Raw genomic sequence first — 22,553 nt, 5'->3', positions numbered from 1 at the left:
TGGCTGCGCCTGCCGGGCCCGGGGCGCGGGGCGCTGCGGATGGCGCTCCCGGGCTTCGCCGCTGCCCCAGCGGGGTTTCCCACCCGCCCACCCGTACCACCCGGCTTCGCCCGCCGGGCCCGGGCGCGGAGCGCTGCGGGCGGTGCCCCCCGCGCCGCCGCTACCGCGGCGGAGTTTCCCACCCACCCACCCGTCACACCCGGCTGCGCCTGCCAGACCCGGGGCGCGGGGCGCTGCGGGGGGTGCCCCCGGTTTCCGGGGCTGCCTGGGGGGTCCGTGACACCTGGCTGCGCCGCCAGGCCTGGGCGCGGGGTGCTCCTTGGTTCCTGGCTGGGGGGCCGTGACACCTTGCTGCGCCCGCTGGGCTTGAGCGCGGGGCGCTACGGTGGCGCGTCCCCGATCTCCCGGCTGCCGGGGTGGGCCCGTGCCACCCGGCTTCGCCCGCCGGGCCCGGGCGCGGGGCGCTGCGGGCGGTGCCTCTGGGTTCCGCTGCTGTCGCGAAGGGCCCGTGACAGCCGGCTTCGCCCGTCCGGCCCGGATGCTGGGCGCTGCGGGTGGTGCTCCGGTGCTGCCGCTGTCGCGGTGGGCCCGTGGCGCCAGGCCCTGGCGCGGAGCTCTCTGGGTGGGGGCGGGCGGGTGGGACCGTCCTGCGGGGGGCGGTTGGGGTGTGGCTACAGGCGGCTCAGGGATGCTGTTGCGAAGAGGGCGTCGCGGATTGCCTCGCGGTCGCCTACCTGGCTCGCGGTGGACCCATGGCGCCCGGGCTTCGGCCACCAGGCCCTGGTGCGGAGCCCTCTGGGTGGGGGCGGGAGGGCGGGACCATCCTGCGGGGGGCCGCTGGGGTGCGGTTACAGGCGGCTCAGGGACGTTGGCGAAGAGGGCGTCGCGAATCGCCTCGCGGTCGCCTAACCGGTCCGCGGTGGACCCCTGACGCCCGGCTTCGGCCGCCAGGCCGGGGCGCCGAGTCCTGTGGGTGGGGGCGGGTGGGTGGGACCGGCCTGCGAGGGGTCGCTGGGCGTGGCTACAGGTGGCTCAGCCCTCCTTCGGGGGGCTACAGGCGGCTCAAGGATGCTGTTGCGAAGAGGACGTCGCGGATCGCCTCGCGGTCGCCCACCTGGCCCGCGGCGGCCTCCTCGGGGGAGACGTGGCCTGCGGCCAGGCGGCAGAACTCCACTCCGTCCAGCGCGACGTGCGCCACCTCGCCGTCGGCGGAGCCGCTCGTGCCGGGTGTGTCGAGGGGGATGAGCCACTCGCCGCCCCCGGCCCCCTCGACCTCCAGGCGCAGGCTGCGGCCCGGCGGGCCCGCCGGGCTCCGTCCCGCACGGCGCCGCTCGGCCAGCGTCACGGGCAGCAGCCGCGCCGCCAGGTCGATCATGCGGTGCAGATGGCGGGGCGCGGGCGGCTCGTACGGGTAGTCGACGGCCTGCGCGATGTCCTCGGCGTGGATCCAGCACTCGAAGGCCCGCTCCAGCATCGAGTCGCGCAGCGGCAGCGCCAGGCCGGGGGCCGCGTCCCCGGGCGCGCCGGTCGTATCGGGCGGTACGCCGTACGGCACCGGGAGGCGGCCGGAGCCGCCGCCCGCGAACGACACCGTCCGGATCAGCTCGTGCGTCTGGTCCCGCCAGGGCTCCCGCACCGCCCGTGTGGGCGGGGCCTGCGCCGCCCGCCAGTACGCCTCCGTGCGCGCGTCCGGGCCGAGGCCCGGCGTGGTGTCCGCGCCCAGCGGGTCCTCCAGGCCGAGCGCGGTGGCCACCAGGCCGTCGACGGCGAGGAGGTGGGCGATGACCCCGGCGACGGTGGTCTTGCGGCTGACGGGGTGGTCGTCGTCGAACCACCGCAGCCGCACCGGCGCGTGCCACTCGGCGTCCCCGATGTCCTTCAGGAGCGCGTCGAGCCGGGCGGTCTCCGCGTCGTACGGAGCGGCCCAGTCCGGGAGCGGGACGCGCGGTGGGCGCCGGCCGAGGCAGCTCGCCAGGACGCGGGTGCGCAGCCCGGGGTCGAGGTCGAGGCTCTCCTCGGGGTGGAGCAGCCCGACCGCGTCCCGCAGCCGCAGGGCCTCCTCGGCGCACGGCCCGCAGTCGCCGAGGTGCTCCTCGACGGCCGCCGCCTCGGCGGGGGAGCAGGCGGCCAGCGCCCAGGCGCCGAGCAGGGACTTCAGCACCGGGTGGTCGAGCACGAGCGGCTCGGGCGCCGCGGCGGGCAGCGGCGCGCCGGTGTCCTCCGCGGGCGCGCGCGGCGCCGGTATGCGCGGGTGGCCCGTGGAGCCGCCTGCGCCCTCGCCCCCGCCGTCGTACGGATCGGGCAGGCCCGGCCTGTTCACAGTGCTCTCCCGTAGCCATGGGCGCCGTACGAGGGGCCCGTGGGACCCGTGGGGTCGGCGACGGCGGTGGTGTCGCGCGTGCCGTGGGTGTCCCGGGTGTCCCGGGTGTCGTACGCCGTGGACAGGAGCTGGAGGCCGAGGCGGAGCCTGCGGCGGGCCTCGTCCTCGGTGACGCCGAGGTCGGCGGCGGTCTGGCGGTAGTCGCGCCGCTGGAAGTAGGCCAGCTCCAGGGCGGCGCGCAGCGGGGCGGGCATGGCCGTGACGATGTAGTCCGCGCGGGCGGCGGCGGAGGCGCGGCGGACCTTGCGCTCCAGCTCCTCGGGGGTGCCGGCACCGCCGCCGCGGGCGAGGGCGGCGGACTCGGTGTGGCGCAGCCGGTGGACGGCCTGCTGGTGGGCGAGCGTGGCGATCCAGGAGCGCAGCGGGCCCTGCTTGGGGTCGTACGCCTCGGGGTTCTCCCAGATGTGGGTGAACACCTCGCGCGTGACGCGGTCGGCCGCGGCGACGTCGCCCAGGACGCGGTGCGCCAGGCTGTGCACGAGCGAGGCGAAGCGGTCGTACAGCTCGCCGAGCGCCGCGGCCTCCCCGTGCGCCAGTCGCTGCTGCATGCGGCGGTCCCACCGACGCGGTGCGTCCCCCTCGTGCGCTCGCCGTGCTCGCCTTCACCGTTGATTCGAATGTAGTCGGCCGCACTGACAGCGCACCGCTTTCCCCTCGCTTTCCGGCTCTTTGCCGCGATGCGGGGGCCCGGCGGGGCGGCGGATGATATTGGGCCGGTCGTCCGCAACGCCCCCTTTCCGGGCGCGGGTGGGTCTGGTGTTTCATGGAACGTGGCCGAGACGGCGGCGACGAGAGAGGCGGGGAGCCCGGTGGACGAGAGGCGTGGCGCGTGGCGCTGAAGGTGGCCGTCGGCGAACAGCGGGGCTGGGCCGTGCTGCGGGTGTCCGGCGAGATGGACCTCCTGACCTCGCCGGTGCTGCGCCAGCGCGTGCACGAGGCGGTGGCGGAGGGCCGCCGCAGCGTGGTCCTCGACCTGTCCGAGGTGCTCTTCTGCGACTCCAGCGGCGTGGGCGTGCTGATCGCCACGCGCCGCCTGATGCGCTCCTGCCGCGGCCGGCTGCGGCTGATCCTGCCCGCCCAGGGGGCGGTTGACGGCTCGCACGTGAACCGGGTCCTCGCGGCGCTCGGCGTCCGCCGCCTGTTCGAGGTGTACCCGGACGCGGCGCGGGCGGTGGACGACGCGGCCGAGCCTCTTTCGGCGTAGCGGCGGGACGTTCGTGCCGCGTCCGGCGGGCGCGCGCGGGTAAGCGGAACCCTGTATACCTGTCAAGATCGGATTACTGGTACAACCTTTCCGAGCGGATGCCACCGTCGGCGTGCCCGCCGGGCCCGGAGCGCGTCCGTGACACTCCCTCGTCGCGGAATTCCCGCGGTCTCGGCACGAGCGTCGCTTTTCCGCCTCCCGGCGGGCGACGGCGTCGTACGCTCGCTGAACAGAAACTGACGGACATCTGACGTGGCCGCGGCCATGTCGGACGTACCCCCACCCGCATGAGAAGTGAGGCGGCCCGAACACCATGGACAGTGCCGAGTACGAGCGCAGGATCGCGGCCCGTTTCGCCACCTTCGACCAGGACGGCAACGGCTACATCTCCCGTGAGGACTTCAGCACGGCGGCCGCGGCGCTGCTCGCCGAGTTCGAGGTGCCCGCGCGGTCCGAGCGGGGCCAGGCCCTGTACGTCGGGGCGGAGGCGTTCTGGCAGGGCATGGCCGGGATCGCCGACCGGGACGGCGACCAGCGCATCACCCGGGACGAGTTCGTGGGCGGCGCCGTGAAGCGGCTGCGGGACAACCCCGCCGGGTTCGCGGAGATCGCGCGGCCCTTCCTGCACGCGGCCCTGGCCTTGGCGGACGGCGACGGCGACGGGGTGGCCCAGGGGGCCGAGGTGGAGCGGGCGCTGCGGGCGCTGGGCGTGGAGCGCGAGATCGCCTCCCTGGCCGCGCAGGCCCTGGGCCCGGTGACCGAGGATCAGGTCGTGTCGGCCTTCGCGTCGTACTTCACCGTTCCGGAGTAGGGCGGACGCCGCGGTCCGCGGGCGAGCACCGGGCCGTCGCCCCGCGCCCGCGGCCACGACCGCCCCACCGCGCCTGGTCGCGCGGCTCACCCTGCTCGCGACCCCCGTTCAGTCCGCGTACCGCTCCCGCAGCACGTACTTGAGGACCTTGCGCAGCGTCTCGTTGCGGGGCAGCGCGTCCACCACCTCCAGCTGCTCCGGGAGCTTGTGCGCGGCCAGGCCCGCCTCGCGCAGGTACGCCGTCGCCTGGGGCAGGGTCAGGTCGGGGACGCCGGGCGCGCGTTCGACGACGGCGCAGACGCGTTCGCCGCGGGCGGGGTCGGGCAGGCCGACGACCGCGGCGCCGGCGACGGCGGGGTGGCCGTGCAGCAGGTCCTCGATCTCCCTGGCGGAGATGTTCTCGCCCTTGCGGATGATGACGTCCTTGGCGCGGCCGGTGAGCACCAGGTGCCCGGAGTCCAGGACGTGCCCGAGGTCGCCGGTGCGCAGGAAGCCGTCCGCGTCGAAGGCCTCGCGGGTCGCGGCCGCGTCCAGGTAGCCGCGGCAGACGGCTTCGCCGCGCAGCCGTATCTCGCCGTCGGTGCCGGGCGGCAGCTCCGCCCCGGCGGCGTCGGTGACGCGGATCTCCATGCCGGCGGGCGGGCGCCCCTCCGTGGTGGCGAGGTGCTCGGGGGCGTCGTCCGGGGACCCCATGGTGATCATGGGTACTTCGGTCATGCCGTAGCCGTGGGTCAGTTGGCAGCCCAGCTCGCGCACGACGGCGTGGTACAGCTCGGGCGGCTTGGGGGCGCCGCCGCCCGCGAGGAGGCGCAGGGTGGGGATCAGCGGGCGGGCGGGGTCCTTGCGCTGCTCGGCGAGGAACATCGTGTAGAACGCCGTGGAGCCGCCCGCGACGGTCACGCCGTGCCGCCGGTAGCCGTCGAGCGCGTCGGGCAGCGCGAACCGCTCGAAGAGCACCGCGGGGAAGCCGTACAGGAGCAGCATCACCGTGTAGTCGGGCCCGGCGATGTGCGCGTAGGGGAAGGCCATCGAGCCGACGTCCCGCGGTGACAGCCTCAGGGCGTGGGCGAGGCAGGCGCCGCCCGCGAGCAGGGAGCGGTCGGTGTGCAGCACGCCCTTGGGCTCGGACGTCGTGCCCGAGGTCCAGTAGATCCAGCGCACGGCCGTGCCGTCGGCGGGCGGCGGGGGCAGCACACCGGGGTCGCCGTCGGGCAGCTCGTCGTACGCGGTCAGGACGGTGCGCGCGCCCAGGCGCCGGGCCATCGCCGTGTGGTCGAAGCCGCGCCACACCCCGGGGACGGCGAAGAACTCCGCCTGTGACGTACGCAGGGCGAAGCCGACCTCGCGCTCGCGCAGGGAGGGGATCAGGGGCGACTGGACGGCGCCGAGCCGGGCCAGGGCGAAGGAGAGCACGGCGGTCTCGATGCGCGTGGGCAGCTGCCAGGCGACGACGGTGCCGGGCCGTACGCCGCGCTCGTACAGGCCCGCCGCGACGCGCTCACAGCGCTCGCGCAGGCCGCCGAAGGTGAGGGTCCGGTCGGCGGCGGGGTCGGCGGCGGCCTGGATGAGGACCGGGGCGCCGGGGGTGAGCGCGGCGCGCCGGTCGATCAGTTCCCACAGGGTGGCGCTGGCGGCGAGCGCGTGGGCGGTGTCGGTCACGGGTGCCTCCTCGGACGGCCGAGCGAGCGCCGGCGGCGCGGAAACTGACGGTGTGTCAGTCGGCGGGCAGAGCGTAGGGCCGCGCGCCTTGCCGGTCCAGGGGTGCGGGGCTAGCCTGCGAGCTGACGTACCGTCAGATGGTGGGCGACGGAGGGCGGCGCATGGAACTGCTGCGGAACGGCGGCGCCCGCGCCCCGGGCCCGGGGCGCGGCTGATGGACCTGGCGTACACCGAGGAGGAGGAGGCCTTCCGCGACGGGCTGCGGGCGTGGCTCGCCCGTACCCTGCCGACGCTGCCCGCGCCCCCCTCGCCGCACGACTGGCCGGGGCGGCGCGCGTACGACACCGCCTGGCAGCGGGCGCTGTACGACGCGGGCTACGGCGGCGTGCACTGGGAGGCGACGCCCACCCAGCGGCTGATCTTCCTGGAGGAGACGGAGAAGGCGGGCGCCCCCTACGTGGGGGCCAACTTCGTCGGACTGCTGCACGCGGGGCCGACCCTCGCCGCCGAGGGCACCCCGGAGCAGCGGGCGCGCTGGCTGCCGCCGATCCTGCGCGGCGACGAGGTGTGGTGCCAGGGCTTCAGCGAACCGGACGCGGGCTCCGACCTGGCGTCGCTGCGCACGCGCGCGTGGCGGGACGGCGACCACTACGTGGTGCGCGGCTCCAAGATCTGGACCTCGCACGCGGAGGTGGCCGACTGGTGCGAACTCCTCGTGCGCACGAACCCCGGCGCCCCCAAGCACCGGGGCCTGACCTGGCTCGCCCTGCCGATGGCCGCGCCGGGCGTCACGGTACGGCCGCTGCGCACGCTCGCCGGGTCCACGGAGTTCGCCGAGGTGTTCCTCGACGAGGTGCGGGTGCCCGTGGACCACCGGGTCGGCGCCGAGGACGACGGCTGGCGCGTGACCCTGGTGACCCTGTCCTACGAGCGGGGCACCGCCTTCGCGGGGGAGGTGGTGGCCTGCCGCCGCGTGCTCGGCGGCCTGGCCCGCGAGGCCCGCGCGAACGGCCGGTGGGACGACCCCGTGCTGCGCCGCCGACTCGGCCGCCTGAGCGCCGAGTTCGGCGCCCTGTGGCGGCTCGCGCAGTGGAACGCCGCCGAGGCCCAGCACACCGGCGGCGTCCCCGGCCCCGGCGGATCCGTGTTCAAGCTGCGCTACTCCCACGCGCGCCAGGAGCTGTACGACGCGGCCGCCGACGTCCTCGGCGACGACGCCCTGGACCTCGGCCGGCCCTGGACGCGGGAGCGCCTGTCGTCGCTGTCGTACACCATCGCCGCCGGCACCTCGCAGATCCAGCGCACCATCGTGGCCGAGCGGCTCCTCGGGCTGCCGAAGGGGCGGTGAGGCGTGGACTTCCAACTGGGCGCCGACCAGCGCGCGTTGCGGGACGGCTTCCGGGAGATCCTGCGGGCCCGGTTCGGGCGGGACGCGCTGCGGGCCGCCGTGGACGCGCCCGGCCTGGACCGGGAGCTGTGGCGGACCCTCGGGAAGGCCGGGTTCTTCGCGCTGTGCGTGCCCGAGGCGCGCGGCGGGCTCGGACAGGGCGCCGCGGAAGCGGTGTTGGTGTTCGAGGAGGCGGGGCGGGCGCTCGTGCCCGGGCCGCTGGTCGCGACGTTCCTCGCCGCCGGCGACGTCGACGGCGCCGCCACCGGCGAGGCCGTCGTCACCGCCGTGTCCGGGACGCTCGTGCCCTGGCTCGCCGCGGCCGACGTGGTGCGCGGCGACGTCACCGCGGCCCAACCCCTGCGCTCCGTCGACCCGCTCACACCGCTGCACCGCGTCCCCGGCCGCCGGGAGGACGGCCCGGCCGCCTCGCTGCTGCTCGCCGCCGAACAGCTCGGCTCCGCCTGCGCGTCCCGTGACGCCGCGGTCCGCTACGCCGGTGAGCGCGAGCAGTTCGGGCAGCCCATCGGCGCGTTCCAGGCGGTCAAGCACCTCTGCGCCGACCTGCTCGTCCGCACCGAGCTGACCCGCGCCGCGGTGTACGCCGCCGCCGTCACCGGCGACCCGCGCGAGGCCGTCGCGGCCAAGCTCCTCGCCGACGACGCCGCCGTGCGCAACGCCCGCGACTGCCTCCAGGTGTACGGCGGCATGGGCTTCACCTGGGAGGCCGACGTGCACCTGCACCTGAAGCGGGCCTGGGTGCGCGCCCGGCTCGGTACGACGGCGGCGCGCGCGGAGGAGGAGCTGGCCGCCGCGCTGTGCGGGGACGTTCGTGAGGGATGGTGCGATGAAGGTGGTTGGTGAGGTGTGGGTGGTTGGTGGCGTGTGCGGTGTTTTGCGGGGCGGGCGTCGTCTCCTGTGGCGTCCGTAGCTGGATGGGATGGCAATGTCACGCTGTGCTGACCATGAGTGTGATCGACGTGAGAAATGCCGGACGCCCGTGGGGCTACGGAACGTCGATACCGGGTTGTGTCCTTTGCGTGACTCGTCGCGACGCGGAGTCGGCGCCCGGCTCCGGTACCTTGTGTGAGATGCGAGTGGTCCTGAGGCCGAACCGTGCCGGAGCAGCCCCCGAGGGCCCTCCGTGCCTGGTAACGCGCTTCGCTCGCCGGACAGGACACGGCCGAGCGCCCGCCTGTCCGACCCCCCGCGGCGCGCGTCGCACAGTATGCCGTACGCGTACTCCTTCGCGCTGGAATATGCCCGAAGCGCTTGTTGGGGTGACTGTACGTCAACCATGCTGGCTTCCGAGGGGCTCACGTTCCGTGACCCTGTGGAGTCGCGAGGCGATGTGTCCGCCGGTTCGGATGGTGTGAGCGGTGCAGGTGCTTCAAGTTCAGCTAGAAGTCGGGCCGGACCCCGCGGAAGTGGGCCGGGCGCGCAGATGGGCGCGGTCGCGGCTCGCGGGGTCGGGCATAGCGGCCGACGAGCCCGTGGCCGAGACGCTGATCCTGCTGATCTCGGAGCTGGTCACCAACGCCGTGGTGCACACCGGCTGTCCGGCCGTCCTGCGCATGCTGCTCCCCGGGGTGCCCGCGAGCGAGCCCGGCACCGTCCGCGTCGAGGTCGCCGACCGCAGCGCGCGCCCGCCGCGGCAGCGGCACGCGGAGCGGGACGAGACGAACGGCCGCGGCCTGGAGCTGGTGGACGGGCTCGCGGACCGGTGGGGCTGGCAGCACGAAGGGGCCGGCAAGCGGATCTGGTGCGAGGTGGACCGGTGCGAGGCGCCGCCTCCCGGGCGGGGGGCGGCGTTCCGGCACCCGGCCCGCGAGGGTGTCGCGCTCGGGGTCCGCTGATCCGGCCGTGTTCCCGCGAAGGTGTCGGCTCGGGGTCCGCTGATCCGGCCGTGTTCCGTCCGGGGCTTCGTCCCTTTCCCTCGCGTCGGCGCCGCATGCCGCGTCCGCAGGCGCCGGACGCGTCGGATCGGCCGGTTCTCGCCTGCCTGTGCCGACCGTGCCCCCTGTCGTGTCGGCGCGTGCGCCGTGTTGTGCCTCTGTGCGCGTCCGTGCGCGGGCGGAGCAAAAGCGGCATAGGGCATAAATTCCCGAGCGGGTGTTGACGTAGCGTGTCCGGCTGATCACGCTTGAGTGCAGCGATTCGCCGCGAGGGGACGCCGAGGGACGGTGGCGCCTGTGGCCCGGTCCTTGGCGAGGTGCGGGTCGCGATTCGGCGTCGCGCCCCTTCAGGGCACCAGGGGGGCGGGGCTCGTACGCCGGAGCGGATGGCGGCGCGCGGACACGCGACAGGGGCAGGCGCCGACGCGCCGCCACCCGAACTCCGAGCGGGCCCCGAGGGAAGGGGTCCGCGGCTCAGAGGACCGCGACCGGCGCCACCGGCGCGCCCGTGGCACCCGTGACCGGCTCGGGCGTCGCGGCCAGCAGGAAGCTGTAGCGGGACTCTTCTCCACAGGCTGTGGACAACTCTTCGAGATTCCAGTTCTGGCCCTGGAGCATGCCCATCTCCACCAGGTGCAGGGCGTGCACCGGCAGCCACAGGCCCTCGATCTCCGGCGGGAAGACCTCGAAGGTGAGCGTGTCGTTGGCGACCGCCGCGACGTCCCGCGCGTGGAACCACTCCGGCGTCCGGTACGAGAGTCCCGGCGACGGGTGGGCGTACGCGTCCCGGTCGCCCGCCAGGTACACCGCCATGTGGCCGGTGCGGACGAGGACGACGTCCCCGGCGCGCACCGCCACCCGGCCGAACTCCTCGGCCCGGTCCAGGTCTTCGGGCGTCACCGCGTGGCCGCCCGGCAGCCGGTCCGCACCCCGCGCGCGGGCCACGTCGAGCAGGACGCCGCGCGTGAGGAGGTGCGGGACCTTGTCGATGGAGCTGTAGCGGGCGCCCCGGTGGGCCGTCACGGTGTCGGCGGGGCGGCCGTTGTAGAGCAGGCCCGAGTGCGAGACGTGCGGCAGCGCGTCCCAGTGGGTGGCCGCCTGGAGCCCCATGACCACCGCGTCGTCGCTGGTGGCGACCGGGCCGGGGCCCAGGCGGCGGTTGACCTGGGTCATGGTGTGCAGCGGGTTGACCCGCCCGGGGATCAGGCCCGTCTGGACGCCGTCGTGGCGCAGCGGCAGCGCGAGCGGGACGCGGCGGCCCGTGCGGACGGTGGCGGCGGCCGCGCGCGCCACGTCGTCGGTGATCAGGTTCAGGGTGCCCAGCTCGTCGTCGGCGCCCCAGCGGCCCCAGTTGTTGACGCGCCGGGCGATCTCGTGAAACTCCGGCGGCATGGGCGGGTGTGCGCGTGGCGCCGACATGGGGCCTCCCCGGGGCTTGTGTCACCGCGACCGACGGGCCCTAAAATCTAACGGTCCGTCAGAAACCGCGGGAGGGGGCCGGTGTGGGGAACTTCTTGGCAGGCAAGGTGGTGGCCGTGACGGGCGCGGGGCGCGGCATCGGCAGGGCCGTCGCGCTCGCCGCCGCGGCCGAGGGCGCCCGGGTCGTGGTCAACGACTACGGGGTGTCCGTCGCGGGCGCCGAGCCCACCAGCCGGGTGGCCGAGGCCGTGGCCGAGGAGGTCGCGGCGGCGGGCGGCGAGGCCGTGGCCGTCGCCGACGACGTCTCCACCATGGCGGGCGGCCGACGCGTCGTCGAGACGGCGCTGTCCGCGTACGGGCGGCTCGACGGGGCGGTGTGCGTCGCCGGGATCCTGCGGGAGCGGATGCTGTTCAACATGACCGAGGACGAGTGGGACCCGGTCCTCGCCACCCACCTCAAGGGCACCTTCACCGTCTTCCGGGCCGCGTCCGCCGTGATGCGCGGACAGCGCTCCGGCACCCTCGTCGGCTTCACCAGCGGCAACCACCAGGGCTCCGTCTCGCAGGCCAACTACAGCGCCGCCAAGGGCGGCGTCATCTCGCTCGTGCGCAGCGCGGCGCTCGGCCTGCACAGGTACGGGGTGACGGCCAACGCGGTGGCGCCGGTCGCGCGCACCCGCATGTCCGCGCAGGTGCCCGTGGAGCTGAAGGAGATCGGCGAGCCGGAGGACGTCGCCGCCCTCGTGGTGTACCTGCTGAGCGACCGGGCGCGGCGGGAGCGGATCACCGGGCAGGTGTACACCGTCGCCGGGCCCAAGATCGCCGTGTGGGCGCAGCCGCGCGAGCTGCGGGCCGCGTACGCCGACGGCGGCTGGACCCCGGAGCGGATCGCGGACGTGCTGCCCGGGACGGTGGGCAGCGACCCGATGCCCCTGCTCGCGCGGGTGGAGGCGATGGCGAGGGCCGCGGCGGACGGGGCGCGCCCGAACGCGGGACCCGCGCCGGGGCCCGCGCCGGGGGCGGCGGCCGGCGCCCGGCCGGATCCCGCGGGCCCCGCCGCCTAGGCCCGCCGTGGACTTCGGACCCGGCCCCGGGGACGAGGCGTTCCGGGCGGCGGCGCGGCAGTGGCTGGCCGAGCACCTCACGGGCGCCTACGCGGCCGCCGCCGGGCACGGCGGCCCGGGCGGCGAGCACGAGCGGGTGGACGTACGCCGGGCCTGGGAGCGGGAGTTGGGGCGCGGCGGGTGGATCGGCATCGGCTGGGACACGGCGCCGGGCGCGTACGGGAACCGGACGGCGACGCTCACGCAGCAGGTCGTGTGGGCCGAGGAGTACGCGCGGCTGCGGGCGCCCGGGCGCGTGGGACACATCGGCGAGAAGCTGCTCGCGCCGACGCTCCTCGCGTACGGGACCCCGGAGCAGAAGGACGCGTTCCTGCCGCCCGTCGCGCGCGGGGAGGCCCTGTGGTGCCAGGGGTACAGCGAGCCGGGGGCGGGCTCCGACCTGGCGGGGGTGCGGACGGTCGCCGAGCGCGACGGGGGCGCGTACCGGATCAGCGGGCAGAAGGTCTGGACGTCGCTCGCCCACGAGGCCGACTGGTGCTTCGTGCTCGCGCGCACCGGCCCGCCGGGGGCGCGGCTCCACGAGGGCCTGTCGTTCCTGCTCGTGCCGATGGACCAGCCGGGCCGGATCGAGGTGCGGCCGATCCGGCAGCTCACGGGCACGGCCGAGTTCAACGAGGTGTTCTTCGACGGGGCGCGCGCGGACGCCGCCCATCTCGTCGGCGGGGAGGGCGGCGGGTGGCGGGTCGCCATGGGGCTGCTGGGCTTCGAGCGGGGCGTGTCGACGCTCGCCCAGCAGATCGGGTTCGCCGCCGAACTGGCGGACGTGGCCCGCGAGGCCGTGCGCGGCGGCGCCGCCGACGATCCCGTCGTACGGGCCGAACTCGCCGAGCTGTGGGCGCAGTTGCGGGTCATGCGGTGGAACGCGCTGCGCACCCTCGGCGGTGGCGACCCCGGCGCGCCCAGTGTGGCGAAGCTGCTGTGGGGCGGGTGGCACCAGCGGCTGGGGCGGCTCGCGGTGCGGGTGCGCGGGGCGCGCGGCGCGGCCGGGCCCGGCGACTGGTCCCCGGAGGACCCCTACCGGCTCGACGCGGCCCAGCGGCTCTTCCTCTTCTCGCGCGCCGACACGATCTACGGCGGCTCGGACGAGATCCAGCGGAACATCATCGCCGAGCGGGTGCTCGGCCTGCCGAGAGAGGCCCGGGGGCCTCGGTGAGGGGTGCGCGATGGCCGGTACGGGACGTGGGCGCGGACGGGGTGCGCGATGAGGGGGGTGGTGTTCGACGGGCGGGGCGTGGAGGTCGTCGACGACCTGGAGGTGCGCGAGCCGGGACCGGGCGAGGTGCTGGTGGCGGTGGCGGCGGCCGGGCTGTGCCACAGCGATCTGTCGGTGCTCGACGGGACGATCCCGTTCCCGGTGCCGGTGGTGCTCGGGCACGAGGGCGCGGGCGTGGTGGAGGCCGTGGGCCCGGGCGTCACGCACGTCACCGCCGGTGACCACGTGGCCCTGTCGACCATCGCCAACTGCGGGGCGTGCGCGGAGTGCCACCGGGGGCGGCCCACCATGTGCCGCAAGGCGATCGGGGCGCCCCGGCAGCCGTTCACCCGGGGCGGCGGCCCGCTCCACCAGTTCGCGGCGGTCTCCGCCTTCGCCGAGCGCACGCTCGTCCGGGCCGTGCAGGCGGTGCGGATCCCCAAGGAGATCCCGCTGACCTCGGCGGCCCTGATCGGCTGCGCGGTCGTCACCGGCGTCGGCGCCGTGCTGAACCGCGCCCACGTCGCGTACGGGGACTCCGTCGTCGTGATCGGCGCCGGCGGCGTCGGGCTCAACGTCCTGCAGGGCGCGCGGCTCGCCGGGGCCCGGCCGGTCGTGGCCGTCGACGCGAACCCGGAGAAGGAGGCGGCGGCCCGGCAGTTCGGCGCGACCCACTTCCTGACCTCGATGGCGGACGTCACCCGCGTCCTGCCCACCGGGGCGGACCACGCCTTCGAGTGCGTGGGCCGCGTCGACCTGGTCCGGCAGGCCGTGGACGCCTTGGACCGGCACGGCCAGGCGGTGCTCCTCGGGGTGCCGGCCGCCGGGGCGGAGGCCTCGTTCGCCGTGTCCTCGCTGTTCCTGGACAAGTCGATCCTGGGCTGCCGCTACGGGGCGGGGCGCCCGCAGCGGGACTTCACGCTGTACGCGGAGCTGTACCTGGCGGGGCGCCTGCTGCTGGACGAGCTGGTGACGCGGACGTACGAGGTGGGGGAGTTCGCCCTGGCCCGGGCGGACGCGGAGGCGGGGCGGGGGGCTCGGGGGGTGGTGGTGTTCTGAGGGTGGGGGCGCCGGGACCGGGGCGGGGGGCGCGCGTCGCTCGGGCCGGGCGCGGACAGCGCGGCGGGGGCGGTGCGCGTGCGTGCGCCGCCCCCGCTGTCACGTGTCGAGCCGGGTGCCCTTGCGCCGGGACGCCTTCTCGGTGTCCTTGGTGTGCCACCACTCGAAGAGATGGGTGCGCACCAGAAGGGCGAGATATTCCGCGGCCTCGTCGGTCAGGTCACCGCTGACGAGACTGGCTTCCTGCCCCTGATAATCAAGGGAAACCCGCCACGATTCACCCTGGGCTCGAATGTCGAGTTCCACGAGAAGCAGCCGGGGCGATACTTCCGTGACGCGCAGCTCCCGTACGTCGATGGAGAATCCTGGCCATTCCTGCTGTGCGCCGAGAAGTCGTTCTCCGAGCGCTTCCCGGACTTGCCCGGACGTGGCCATGGCTCACCTCTCTAGCATGCGGCCCTGGCGATCGCGGTGTATTCCACGGTGGCCGTGATGATGCCCTGCGGGGTGAGGCCGCCGGGCTTTCCGCCGAGCGGTCCTTTATTGTATACCACCTTGAAATTCTTCTTCGGATTCGGCGTGCAGCCCGTTCCCGGCTTGTAGCGGTACACCACGCCGGGGCGCACTTCGTGGCCCTTCCAGAGCGTGTCGTTGATCTTGTTCTTGAAGGCCGTGCTCCAACGGCCGTGGTTCACGATGTGCTTGTAGCCCCACGTCTTGGTGCCGCAGCGCAGCGGGATCTTCGAAGGCCCGCGGTAGAACGTGTACGCGACCTTGGAGTAGTGCTTCCCCTTGCACGGGTCGGCCTTCGTGGCCTGCGTGACGCTGTCGGAGCGCTGTTCCTGGGCATGGGCCGACGGCGCGGAAAGGGAAATGCAGAGCGCCCCCATGGCGGCGGCGAAATGTACGGCGATCCTGCGGTTGTGCTTCACCTGTACGGACTCCTCGGCTGGTCAGAGGAGTTCGATCTTGGCGCCGCCGCGGCGCGCATGGCAAGTGGCGTCCCGCGTGACCGTCATCACGTACACAAGGAAGGGGCGCACGCAATCCGGTGACTTTCGGTGCGGCGGTCCGGCGCCTCTGGGGGGAGCGGCATTCACCTGAGCTTCCGGATGCGGCATCGGGCTCGTTTACGGAGGAATGTCGGCGGGGATTAGGGGTAGGTTTATCGGCTACTTCTCAGCTGCGAACGGTGCGCCGGAAAAGGGTTCCTCGGTGTCACTTCGCAATGCGGGCAGGCGGGTGTCCGGGCAGGTGTGCCGTGCCCGGCGTCGAGCTGAACGTACGGCGGTAGGCCGTCGGGGTTACGCCCAGGGTGCTCTGGAGGTGCTGGCGGAGGGACTGGGCCGTGCCGAAGCCGGACTCCCGGGCGATCCGGTCCACGGACAGGGAGGTGGACTCCAGGAGGTGGCGGGCCCGCTCGACGCGCTGGCGGGTGAGCCACTGGCCGGGGCTGACGCCCACCTCCTCGCGGAAGCGGCGCGTGAAGGTGCGGACGGACATCGCCTCCCGCTCGGCCAGGTCACGCAGTTGCAGCGGCTCGTGCAGCCGGTCCAGGGCCCACGCCCGCGCGGCGGACGTCGTCGCGAGGCGCGGCTCGGGCACGGGCCGCTGGACGTACTGCGCCTGGCCGCCGTCGCGGTGCGGCGGGACCACGGTGGAGCGGGCGACCTCGTTGGCGACGGTGGCCCCGTGGTCGCGGCGCACCAGGTGCAGGCACAGGTCGAGGCCCGCCGCGACACCGGCGGAGGTGAGCACGTCGCCGTCGTCGACGAACAGCACGTCCGCGTCGACCCGGACCTTCGGGAAGAGCCGCTGGAAGTGCTCCGCGTGCCACCAGTGCGTGGTCGCGGGGCGGCCGTCCAGGCGGCCCGCGGCGGCCAGGACGTAGGCGCCGGTGCAGATCGAGACGAGGCGGGTGCCCGGGCGGATCTGCGCGAGAGCGGCGGCGAGGTCGTCGGTGAGGCGGCCCTCCTCGTAGACGGGGCCCAGCTCGTAGGAGGCGGGCACCACGACCGTGTCGGCCGTGGCGAGCGCCTCGGGCCCGTGCTCGACGAGGATGTCGAAGTCGGCGTCCGTGCGGACCGGGCCGGGCGGACGCGCCGTGCAGGTCACGACCTTGTAGAAGCCCCGCCCCGCGGCGTCCTTGGCGCGGCCGAAGATGCGCTGCGGGATGCCCAGTTCGAACGGGATGACACCGTCCATGACGAGGACGACGACCCGGTGCCGGAGGTCCGCCGCGGGACGGCCGTCGGCCGGTGCGCCCGCGTTCCGGTCCTGGCCCGTGGCGGCCCGGCCCGTGGCGTCCCGGTCGGCAGTCCGACGCGTGGCGGCCCGGTCGGCGTCCCGGCGGTCGGCGTTCCGGCGATGGGCGTTCCGGCGATTGGCGTTCCGTGCGGCGGCCATGGCCCGATCCTAGCGAACGCTGTCCTCCGGGCCACTCGATCGCGGTGATCCCCGGCCGGATCCTGGCTGACGTGACCCAGACAACCGAGACGTCCGTACGCGGGGACGGCGCGCGGCCCGCCACCGGCCCGGCGCGCCGGGTGCCCCGGATCCACCGCGCCTGGCTCGTCGCCGCCGTCACCTTCGTGACGATCATCGGCGGCGCGGCCTTCAACTCGCTGCCCGGGCTGCTCATCGACCCGCTGCACGACGAATTCGACTGGTCCCGGGGCGAGATCGGATTCGCCGTCTCCATCGACATGGCGCTGTACGGGCTCACCGCGCCGTTCGCCGCCGCGCTCATGGACCGCTTCGGCATCCGCAAGGTCGTCGTGACCGCGCTCAGCCTGGTCGCGGCGGGCGCGCTGCTCAGCGTGTGGATGACCGCGAGCTGGCAGCTCATGCTCTACTGGGGCCTCCTGGTGGGTCTCGGCACCGGCTCCATGGCGCTCGCCTTCTCCGCGACCGTCACCAACCGCTGGTTCGTCGCGCGGCGCGGCCTGGTCACCGGCATCCTGACCGCGGCGGGCGCCTCCGGGCAGCTCGTCTTCCTGCCGCTGTGCGCGTGGATCGTGGACGAGCACGGGTGGCGGCCCGCGTCCGTGACGGTCGCCCTCGCGGCGCTCGCCGTGGTGCCGTTCGTGTGGCTGCTCCTGCGGGACCACCCGGCCGACGTCGGACTCGCGCCGTACGGGGGCGAGTTCACGCCCAAGCCGGAGCCGGCGCGGGGTGCCGCCGCGCGCGCCGTACGGGTGCTCCTGGACGCCGCGCGGACGGGACCGTTCTGGCTGCTCGCGGGCTCGTTCGCGATCTGCGGGGCGTCGACGAACGGGCTGATCCGTACGCACTTCGTGCCGTCGGCGCACGACCACGGGATGCCGGTCACCGCCGCGGCCTCGCTGCTGGCCGTGATCGGGGTCTTCGACGTGGTGGGCACCATCGCCTCCGGCTGGCTCACGGACCGCTTCGAGGCGCGGCGGCTCCTCGCCGTCTACTACGCGCTGCGCGGCGTCTCCCTGCTCTTCCTGCCGATGCTCCTCGCGCCCAGCGTGCACGTGCCGATGGTGTTCTTCATCGTCTTCTACGGGCTCGACTGGGTGGCCACGGTGCCGCCCACGCTCGCGCTGTGCCGGGAGCACTACGGGGCGGACAGCGCCATCGTCTTCGGCTGGGTGCTGGCCTCGCACCAGGTGGGTGCGGCGGTGGTCGCGTTCCTGGGCGGGGTGGCCCGGGACGTCTTCGGCTCGTACGACGTGGTGTGGTACGCCTCCGGGGGCCTGTGCGCGGCGGCCGCGCTGATGGCTCTGGTGATCCGGCGCAACGGCCGGGAGGCGGAACTGGCCGCCTAGGGCCCGTACGGGCCACCGGACGGACCCCGGGCCCCGGTCAGCCGACGCCGAAGGAGCCGCGGTGGAAGAGCAGCGGGGGCGCCCCCTCGCGCGGGGCGTCCAGGGCCTCGACCCGGCCGACCACGATCAGGTGGTCGCCGCCCGTGTGCACGGCGTGGACGGCGCAGTCGATCCAGGCGATCGCTCCCGCGAGGCGTGGGGAGCCCGTGGCGGGGGCCGGGTCGTGGGCCACTCCCGCGAACTTGTCGGCGCCGCTGACCGCGAAGGCGCGGCACAGCTCCGCCTGGTCCGCGCTCAGGACGTTCACGCAGAAGACGCCCGCGCGGGCGATGCGGGGCCACGTCGTGGACGCCCGGCCGACCATGAAGCAGACCAGCGGCGGGTCGAGGGAGAGGGACGAGAACGACTGGCAGGCGAAGCCCGCCGGGGAGCGGCCGGGGCCGCCCGGCGCGGTGACGACGGTGACCCCGGTGGCGAAGTTCCCGAGGACGCGGCGGAACACGGCCGGGTCCAGCGGGGCGCGTTCGTCCTCGCGGACGGCGCGCAGACGGGGGCGGTGACCGCCGTGGGCCCCCACGGGGGTGGGGCCCGCGGCGGCTCCGCGGCCCGTCGGGGCCGCCGCGGCCGGGGCGCCGGTCGACCGGAGGTAGCGGACCACGGTGGCGGCCATTGCCGCGTGTCCCATCACGCCTTCCATTAAAACTGACGAACCGTCAGATCGGAACCTCCCCGGCGGCCGGCCGCCCCGGACTCAACGGCCCTCGTACATCGGGGTGCGGCGGTCCACGAAGGCGGCCACGCCCTCCTGGGCGTCGCGGGTCGTCATGGTGATCTCCTGGGCGGCGGCCTCGGCGGCCAGGGCGGTGGCGCGGTCGCCGTCCAGGGACGCGTTGACGAGCTGCTTGGTGAGGGCGAGGGCCCGGGTGGGCCCGGCGGCGAGGCGTTCGGCCCAGGCGCGGGCGGTCTTCTCCAGGTCGGCGTCCGGGACGACGCGGTTGACCAGGCCGAGGCGGGCGGCGTCGGTGGCGGGGAGGGCGTCGCCGAAGAACATCAGCTCCTTGGCGCGCTGCGGGCCGACGAGGCGGGGCAGCAGGTAGGCCCCGGCGCCGTCCGGGACGAGGCCGCGGCGGACGAACACCTCGACGAACGCGGCCGACTCCGCGGCGAGCACCAGGTCGCAGGCGAGGGCGAGGTGGGCGCCGAGGCCGGCGGCGGTGCCGTTCACGGCGGCGAGTACGGGTTTCTCGCAGTCCAGGACGGCGGTGACGAGGCGCTGCGCGCCGCGGCGGAGGGTACGGGCCACGTCCCCGGCCACGCGGTCGCCCGTGGCCGGGGGCGCGGCGGACGGGGCGCGCAGGTCCGCGCCGGCGCAGAAGGCCGGGCCGGTGGCGGTGAGGACGACGGCCCGGGTGTCCGGGTCGGCGGAGGCCTCGTCGAACAGGGCGACGAGGTGGTCGCGGTGGGCGGGGGCCAGGGCGTTTCTGGCCTCTGGCCTGGCGAGGGTGATCCAGGTGATGTGGTGGGTGGTGGTGTGGTGGATGGGCATGGGGTGTCCGTCCGTGGGGTCGGGAGGGGGCGGTGGGGCGGTGCACTGGTGTGGGCCGGTGGGTCGGTGGGGCCTCGCGGGGGCGCCCCAGTCCCGCCCCTTTCCCGAAACCATGGGGCTCCGCCCCCTGGACCCCCGGCCCATCGGCGCTCCGCGCCTCGTCCTCAAACGCCGGACGGGCTGAAACCCCCACCGCGCAGCGGTCCGGGTGAAAGACGACGTGCAAGCCGCGAGGCCGGGGCCGCGCTGCCCGGTGTGGTGGCACGGGTGGGCGGGTGGGTGAGGATCCGCCGCGGAGCGGCGGTGCAGTTCGGGGACGGCGTGCAGGCCGCGAGGTCGGGGCCGGGCCATCAGGTGTGGTGGCACGGGTGGGCGGGTGGGTGAGATTCCGCCGCGGAGCGGCGGTGTGGGTTGGGGACGGCGTGCAAGCCGCGAGGTCGGGGCCGGGCTGCCCGGTGGGGCCCTGCGGGTGGGCGGGGCCACGGGCTCAAGCGCAGCGCACCAGTGCGTCCAGGGCCGCCACGCCCTGGCCCAGTACCACCAGCGGGTTGATCTCCAGCTCGGCCAGCCCTCCGCCCAGCTCCAGAGCCATCCGCTGCACCCGCAGCACCACCTCCACCAACGCGTCCAGGTCCCCCGGCGGAGCCCCCCGTACGCCGTCCAGAAGCGGCCGGCCCCGCAGTTCGTCGAGCATCGCCCGGGCCTGGTCCTCGCCGAACGGCGGCACCCGGACGGAGACGTCGTGGAGGACCTCCACGAGCACCCCGCCGAGCCCCACCGTCACCGTGGGGCCGAAGAGCGGGTCCTGGCTGACGCCCACGACCATCTCGACGCCGCGCTCCACCATCTGGCAGACCAGGACGCCGTCCAGGCTGATGTCCTCGTAGCGGGCGATGTCGGTGAGGTCGCGGTAGGCGTCGCGGACCTGGCTGGCGGAGGTGAGGCCGGTCCTGACCAGGCCGAGTTCGGTCTTGTGGGCGATGCGGGCGCCGGAGGCCTTCATGACGACGGGGTAGCCGACCTGCCCGGCGGCGCGGACGGCGGCGGCCGCGCTGGTGACGAGCTGCTCGCGCGGTACGCGGATGCCGTACGCCCGCAGGAGCTGTTTCGCGGCGTGCTCGCTGAGCTGGTGGCCGGGGCGCAGCAGGGCCTGGGCCTTGCGGAAGGAGGGCGAGGGGGTGCGCGGGGCCTCGTCGAAGGGCGAGCGGTAGGAGGCGGCGAAGCGGTGGTGGCCGAGGTACGCGCGGACCGCGGTGACGCAGTTGGCGAAGGTGCGGAAGGTGGCGACGCGGGAGGAGCCGAGGAGGGTGGTGCGGTAGGCGTCCTCCGTGCCGACCGGGGAGCCCCAGATCACGCAGACCAGCTTGTCCGTGTCCTCGGCCGCCGCGACCAGGTCCCGCACCAGCTTGTCGCTCAGGGGCGGGAACGGACCGGTGACGGGGCAGACCAGGACGCCGACCTCCGGGTCGGCGAGGAGCGCGTCGATGATCTTCCGGCCGCGCGGGTCGCCGACGGGGTGGCCGCCGTTGTCGACGGGGTTGGAGACGTTCAGGTCGTGCGGGATCCACTGGTGGAGCTCCGCCTGCTTCGCCGCCGACAGGCGCGGCAGCCGCAGGCCCGCCGCGGTCGCCAGGTCGGCGAAGTGCGCGCCGGTGCCGCCGGAGATGGAGTAGACCGCGACGCCGTCGGCGCGCGGCGGGCGGGCCCGCGCCAGCAGGGCGGCGGTGTCCTGGAGTTCGTCGAGGCCGTCGACGCGGATCACGCCGTACTGGCGCAGCGCCGCGTCCACGACCGTGTCGGCGCCGGTCAGCTTGCCGGTGTGGGAGGCGGCCGTACGGGCGCCCGTCTCGGTGCGGCCGACCTTGACGGCGACGACGGGGACGCCGCGCCGGGCGGCCCGGTCGGCGGCGAGGAGGAAGCGGCGGCCGTCCTTCAGCCCCTCGACGTAGGCGGCGACGCAGCCGACCTCCGGCTGCTCGGCGAAGTACGCGAGGAAGTCGGCGGCCTCCAGGTCGGCCTCGTTGCCGGTGGGCGCCCAGTGGGAGAGGCGGATGCCCAGCTCCTGGAGCGCGTAGAGGGGGCGGCCCTGGTGGCCGGACTGGGTGAGCAGGGCGATGGCGGGCCCTTCGAGGTCCTCGCGGAACTCCTGGAAGGCGTTGAGGTTGGTGTTGGGGCCGAGCAGGCGCAGCCCCGTGCCGCGGACGGCGGCGGCCAGCCGGTCCTGCGCGGCGGCGCCGGCCGCGCCGGTCTCGGCGAAGCCGGAGGCGAAGACCACCGCGAACCGCGCCTTGGCGGCGGCGAGTTCCTCGACCACGGGCAGCGGGTCGCGCACCAGGACGGCGGCGACGTCCACCGGCTCGGGCAGCTCGGCCACGGAGCGGGCGCAGGGGACGCCGAGGACGGCCGGGCGGGTGGGGTGCACCGGGTACAGCCGGGCGCCCACGCGCGCGGCCCAGGCGGCGAGTTGGCGGGTGACCCCGGAGTTGGGCCGCCCCTCGGTGTCCGACGCGCCGATGACGGCGACGGTCTCGGGCCGGAAGAAGCGGTCCAGGTCGGGTACGTCGGCGTGCAGCGGGCGGCCGCTCACGTCCAGGTCGCCCGCGGCGGCGGCGCGGCCGTGGACGGTGGCGGAGGGGAGGTTGCCGCAGGCGACGGCGCGTGCGCGGCGGGGGTCGGGGGTGAAGGTGCCGTAGGTCGATCCAAGCATCGGTCCGCCCGCTCCTGTGTGACAGTGACGACGGTGGGGGCGTGGGCGCGCGGAGGGCCGCCCGGCCCGTGTGTCCCAGAACTGACGCATAGTCAGGTTACTGAACTGACGGCCCGTCAGGAATGGGGCGGCGGGCAAAGTCCGCCGGGCGGCGGGCCGGGTCCGGCCGGGCCCGGTGGGCGTGCGCGCGCATACCGCGGCGGGCGGCGGGCGCGCCCGGGGAGGGGGGGGGGGGGGGGGGGGGGGGGGGGGGGGGGGTGCGGCCCCCCCCCGGGGCGGGGGCGGGGGCCCCCGGGGGGGGGGGGGCCTGGGGGGGGCGGGGGGGGGGGGGGGGGGGGGGGGGGGGGGGGGGGCGCCCTGGGTCGGGCCGTGGGAG

General features: G+C 75.4%; 19 protein-coding genes. 9 read left to right on the top strand and 10 right to left on the bottom strand.

The window, feature by feature from the left end:
• Window positions 1-1,051 precede the first annotated feature (1,051 nt).
• On the bottom strand, window positions 1,052-2,305 hold the full coding sequence (locus QK440_RS17485) for a zf-HC2 domain-containing protein (RefSeq protein WP_282794079.1): 1,254 nt from the start codon (window positions 2,303-2,305) through the stop codon (window positions 1,052-1,054).
• 11 nt (window positions 2,306-2,316) lie between these two features.
• Window positions 2,317-2,928: a sigma-70 family RNA polymerase sigma factor gene (locus tag QK440_RS17480; protein ID WP_282794036.1), complete on the bottom strand. Its 612-nt coding sequence runs from the start codon at window positions 2,926-2,928 to the stop codon at window positions 2,317-2,319.
• 281 nt (window positions 2,929-3,209) lie between these two features.
• Here QK440_RS17480 and QK440_RS17475 point away from each other — a divergent pair, with 281 nt between their 5' ends.
• Complete coding sequence (locus QK440_RS17475) at window positions 3,210-3,584, top strand: STAS domain-containing protein (RefSeq protein WP_190138030.1); 375 nt, start codon at window positions 3,210-3,212, stop codon at window positions 3,582-3,584.
• Between the two features lie 313 nt (window positions 3,585-3,897).
• Window positions 3,898-4,395 carry an EF-hand domain-containing protein gene (locus QK440_RS17470; RefSeq protein ID WP_282794035.1) on the top strand — a complete coding sequence of 166 codons (498 nt, stop codon included), beginning with the start codon at window positions 3,898-3,900 and terminating at the stop codon, window positions 4,393-4,395.
• A gap of 108 nt (window positions 4,396-4,503) precedes the next feature.
• Here the strand turns inward: QK440_RS17470 and QK440_RS17465 are convergent, their stop codons facing one another.
• Window positions 4,504-6,054, bottom strand: a complete 1,551-nt coding sequence (locus tag QK440_RS17465) for an AMP-binding protein (RefSeq protein WP_282794034.1) — start codon at window positions 6,052-6,054, stop codon at window positions 4,504-4,506.
• Window positions 6,055-6,268: 214 nt separating this feature from the next.
• On the opposite strand from QK440_RS17465, the gene QK440_RS17460 reads away from it, so the two are divergent.
• The 3 genes from QK440_RS17460 to QK440_RS17450 all read left to right on the top strand — a co-directional run bounded on the left by QK440_RS17460 (window position 6,269) and on the right by QK440_RS17450 (window position 9,297).
• Window positions 6,269-7,402 (top strand): acyl-CoA dehydrogenase family protein, encoded by a 1,134-nt coding sequence (locus QK440_RS17460; RefSeq protein WP_282794033.1) that lies wholly within the window; start codon window positions 6,269-6,271, stop codon window positions 7,400-7,402.
• Between the two features lie 3 nt (window positions 7,403-7,405).
• Window positions 7,406-8,305, top strand: coding sequence for an acyl-CoA dehydrogenase family protein (locus QK440_RS17455; protein WP_282794032.1), 900 nt, complete (start codon window positions 7,406-7,408; stop codon window positions 8,303-8,305).
• Between the two features lie 515 nt (window positions 8,306-8,820).
• Window positions 8,821-9,297, top strand: a complete 477-nt coding sequence (locus tag QK440_RS17450; RefSeq protein ID WP_282794031.1) for an ATP-binding protein — start codon at window positions 8,821-8,823, stop codon at window positions 9,295-9,297.
• A 513-nt stretch (window positions 9,298-9,810) separates the two neighbouring features.
• On the opposite strand, the gene QK440_RS17445 is transcribed toward QK440_RS17450, so the two are convergent.
• On the bottom strand, window positions 9,811-10,755 hold the full coding sequence (locus QK440_RS17445) for a cyclase family protein (RefSeq protein ID WP_282794030.1): 945 nt from the start codon (window positions 10,753-10,755) through the stop codon (window positions 9,811-9,813).
• An 83-nt stretch (window positions 10,756-10,838) separates the two neighbouring features.
• Between QK440_RS17445 and QK440_RS17440 the strand changes: the two genes are divergently transcribed.
• The 3 genes from QK440_RS17440 to QK440_RS17430 are packed head-to-tail and all read left to right on the top strand — an operon-like array spanning window position 10,839 to window position 14,130.
• Window positions 10,839-11,819, top strand: coding sequence for an SDR family oxidoreductase (locus QK440_RS17440; RefSeq protein WP_282794029.1), 981 nt, complete (start codon window positions 10,839-10,841; stop codon window positions 11,817-11,819).
• A gap of 7 nt (window positions 11,820-11,826) precedes the next feature.
• Window positions 11,827-13,032 (top strand): acyl-CoA dehydrogenase family protein, encoded by a 1,206-nt coding sequence (locus tag QK440_RS17435; RefSeq protein ID WP_282794028.1) that lies wholly within the window; start codon window positions 11,827-11,829, stop codon window positions 13,030-13,032.
• Between the two features lie 48 nt (window positions 13,033-13,080).
• On the top strand, window positions 13,081-14,130 hold the full coding sequence (locus QK440_RS17430) for an alcohol dehydrogenase catalytic domain-containing protein (protein ID WP_282794027.1): 1,050 nt from the start codon (window positions 13,081-13,083) through the stop codon (window positions 14,128-14,130).
• Window positions 14,131-14,229: 99 nt separating this feature from the next.
• Here the strand turns inward: QK440_RS17430 and QK440_RS17425 are convergent, their stop codons facing one another.
• The 3 genes from QK440_RS17425 to QK440_RS17415 form a co-directional block, all read right to left on the bottom strand.
• Complete coding sequence (locus QK440_RS17425) at window positions 14,230-14,565, bottom strand: hypothetical protein (RefSeq protein WP_282794026.1); 336 nt, start codon at window positions 14,563-14,565, stop codon at window positions 14,230-14,232.
• Window positions 14,566-14,576: 11 nt separating this feature from the next.
• Entirely contained in the window at window positions 14,577-15,062 is a 486-nt protein-coding gene (locus tag QK440_RS17420) for a hypothetical protein (RefSeq protein ID WP_282794025.1), read from the bottom strand.
• Window positions 15,063-15,348: 286 nt separating this feature from the next.
• Window positions 15,349-16,335, bottom strand: coding sequence for a helix-turn-helix domain-containing protein (locus QK440_RS17415; protein ID WP_282794078.1), 987 nt, complete (start codon window positions 16,333-16,335; stop codon window positions 15,349-15,351).
• A 260-nt stretch (window positions 16,336-16,595) separates the two neighbouring features.
• Here QK440_RS17415 and QK440_RS17410 point away from each other — a divergent pair, with 260 nt between their 5' ends.
• Complete coding sequence (locus tag QK440_RS17410) at window positions 16,596-17,924, top strand: MFS transporter (protein WP_282794077.1); 1,329 nt, start codon at window positions 16,596-16,598, stop codon at window positions 17,922-17,924.
• A 37-nt stretch (window positions 17,925-17,961) separates the two neighbouring features.
• Here QK440_RS17410 and QK440_RS17405 read toward each other — a convergent pair whose 3' ends face one another.
• From QK440_RS17405 to QK440_RS17395, 3 genes are all read right to left on the bottom strand, one after another.
• The gene (locus QK440_RS17405) at window positions 17,962-18,609 is read right to left on the bottom strand and encodes a flavin reductase family protein (protein ID WP_282794024.1); all 648 of its coding nucleotides are present in this window, start codon (window positions 18,607-18,609) and stop codon (window positions 17,962-17,964) included.
• Between the two features lie 66 nt (window positions 18,610-18,675).
• Window positions 18,676-19,470, bottom strand: coding sequence for an enoyl-CoA hydratase-related protein (locus QK440_RS17400; RefSeq protein WP_282794023.1), 795 nt, complete (start codon window positions 19,468-19,470; stop codon window positions 18,676-18,678).
• Between the two features lie 487 nt (window positions 19,471-19,957).
• Window positions 19,958-22,177 (bottom strand): acetate--CoA ligase family protein, encoded by a 2,220-nt coding sequence (locus QK440_RS17395; protein ID WP_282794022.1) that lies wholly within the window; start codon window positions 22,175-22,177, stop codon window positions 19,958-19,960.
• Window positions 22,178-22,553 lie beyond the last annotated feature (376 nt).

Origin of the sequence: Streptomyces sp. CC224B (genome assembly GCF_030010595.1) — a bacterium.
GTDB lineage: Bacteria > Actinomycetota > Actinomycetes > Streptomycetales > Streptomycetaceae > Streptomyces > Streptomyces longispororuber.
The sequence above is the reverse complement of the archived record's forward strand: the minus strand, read 5'-3'. Positions and strand labels throughout refer to the sequence as shown.

What these genes read in the sequence shown, in the direction of transcription:
- QK440_RS17480 (WP_282794036.1), bottom strand. Translation starts at nt 2,928, where the DNA reads ATGCAGCAGCGACTGGCGCACGGGGAGGCCGCGGCGCTCGGCGAGCTG.
- QK440_RS17470 (WP_282794035.1), top strand. Translation starts at nt 3,898, where the DNA reads ATGGACAGTGCCGAGTACGAGCGCAGGATCGCGGCCCGTTTCGCCACC.
- QK440_RS17460 (WP_282794033.1), top strand. Translation starts at nt 6,269, where the DNA reads ATGGACCTGGCGTACACCGAGGAGGAGGAGGCCTTCCGCGACGGGCTG.
- QK440_RS17445 (WP_282794030.1), bottom strand. Translation starts at nt 10,755, where the DNA reads ATGTCGGCGCCACGCGCACACCCGCCCATGCCGCCGGAGTTTCACGAG.
- QK440_RS17430 (WP_282794027.1), top strand. Translation starts at nt 13,081, where the DNA reads ATGAGGGGGGTGGTGTTCGACGGGCGGGGCGTGGAGGTCGTCGACGAC.
- QK440_RS17425 (WP_282794026.1), bottom strand. Translation starts at nt 14,565, where the DNA reads ATGGCCACGTCCGGGCAAGTCCGGGAAGCGCTCGGAGAACGACTTCTC.
- QK440_RS17415 (WP_282794078.1), bottom strand. Translation starts at nt 16,335, where the DNA reads ATGGACGGTGTCATCCCGTTCGAACTGGGCATCCCGCAGCGCATCTTC.
- QK440_RS17405 (WP_282794024.1), bottom strand. Translation starts at nt 18,609, where the DNA reads ATGGGACACGCGGCAATGGCCGCCACCGTGGTCCGCTACCTCCGGTCG.
- QK440_RS17400 (WP_282794023.1), bottom strand. Translation starts at nt 19,470, where the DNA reads ATGCCCATCCACCACACCACCACCCACCACATCACCTGGATCACCCTC.
- QK440_RS17395 (WP_282794022.1), bottom strand. Translation starts at nt 22,177, where the DNA reads ATGCTTGGATCGACCTACGGCACCTTCACCCCCGACCCCCGCCGCGCA.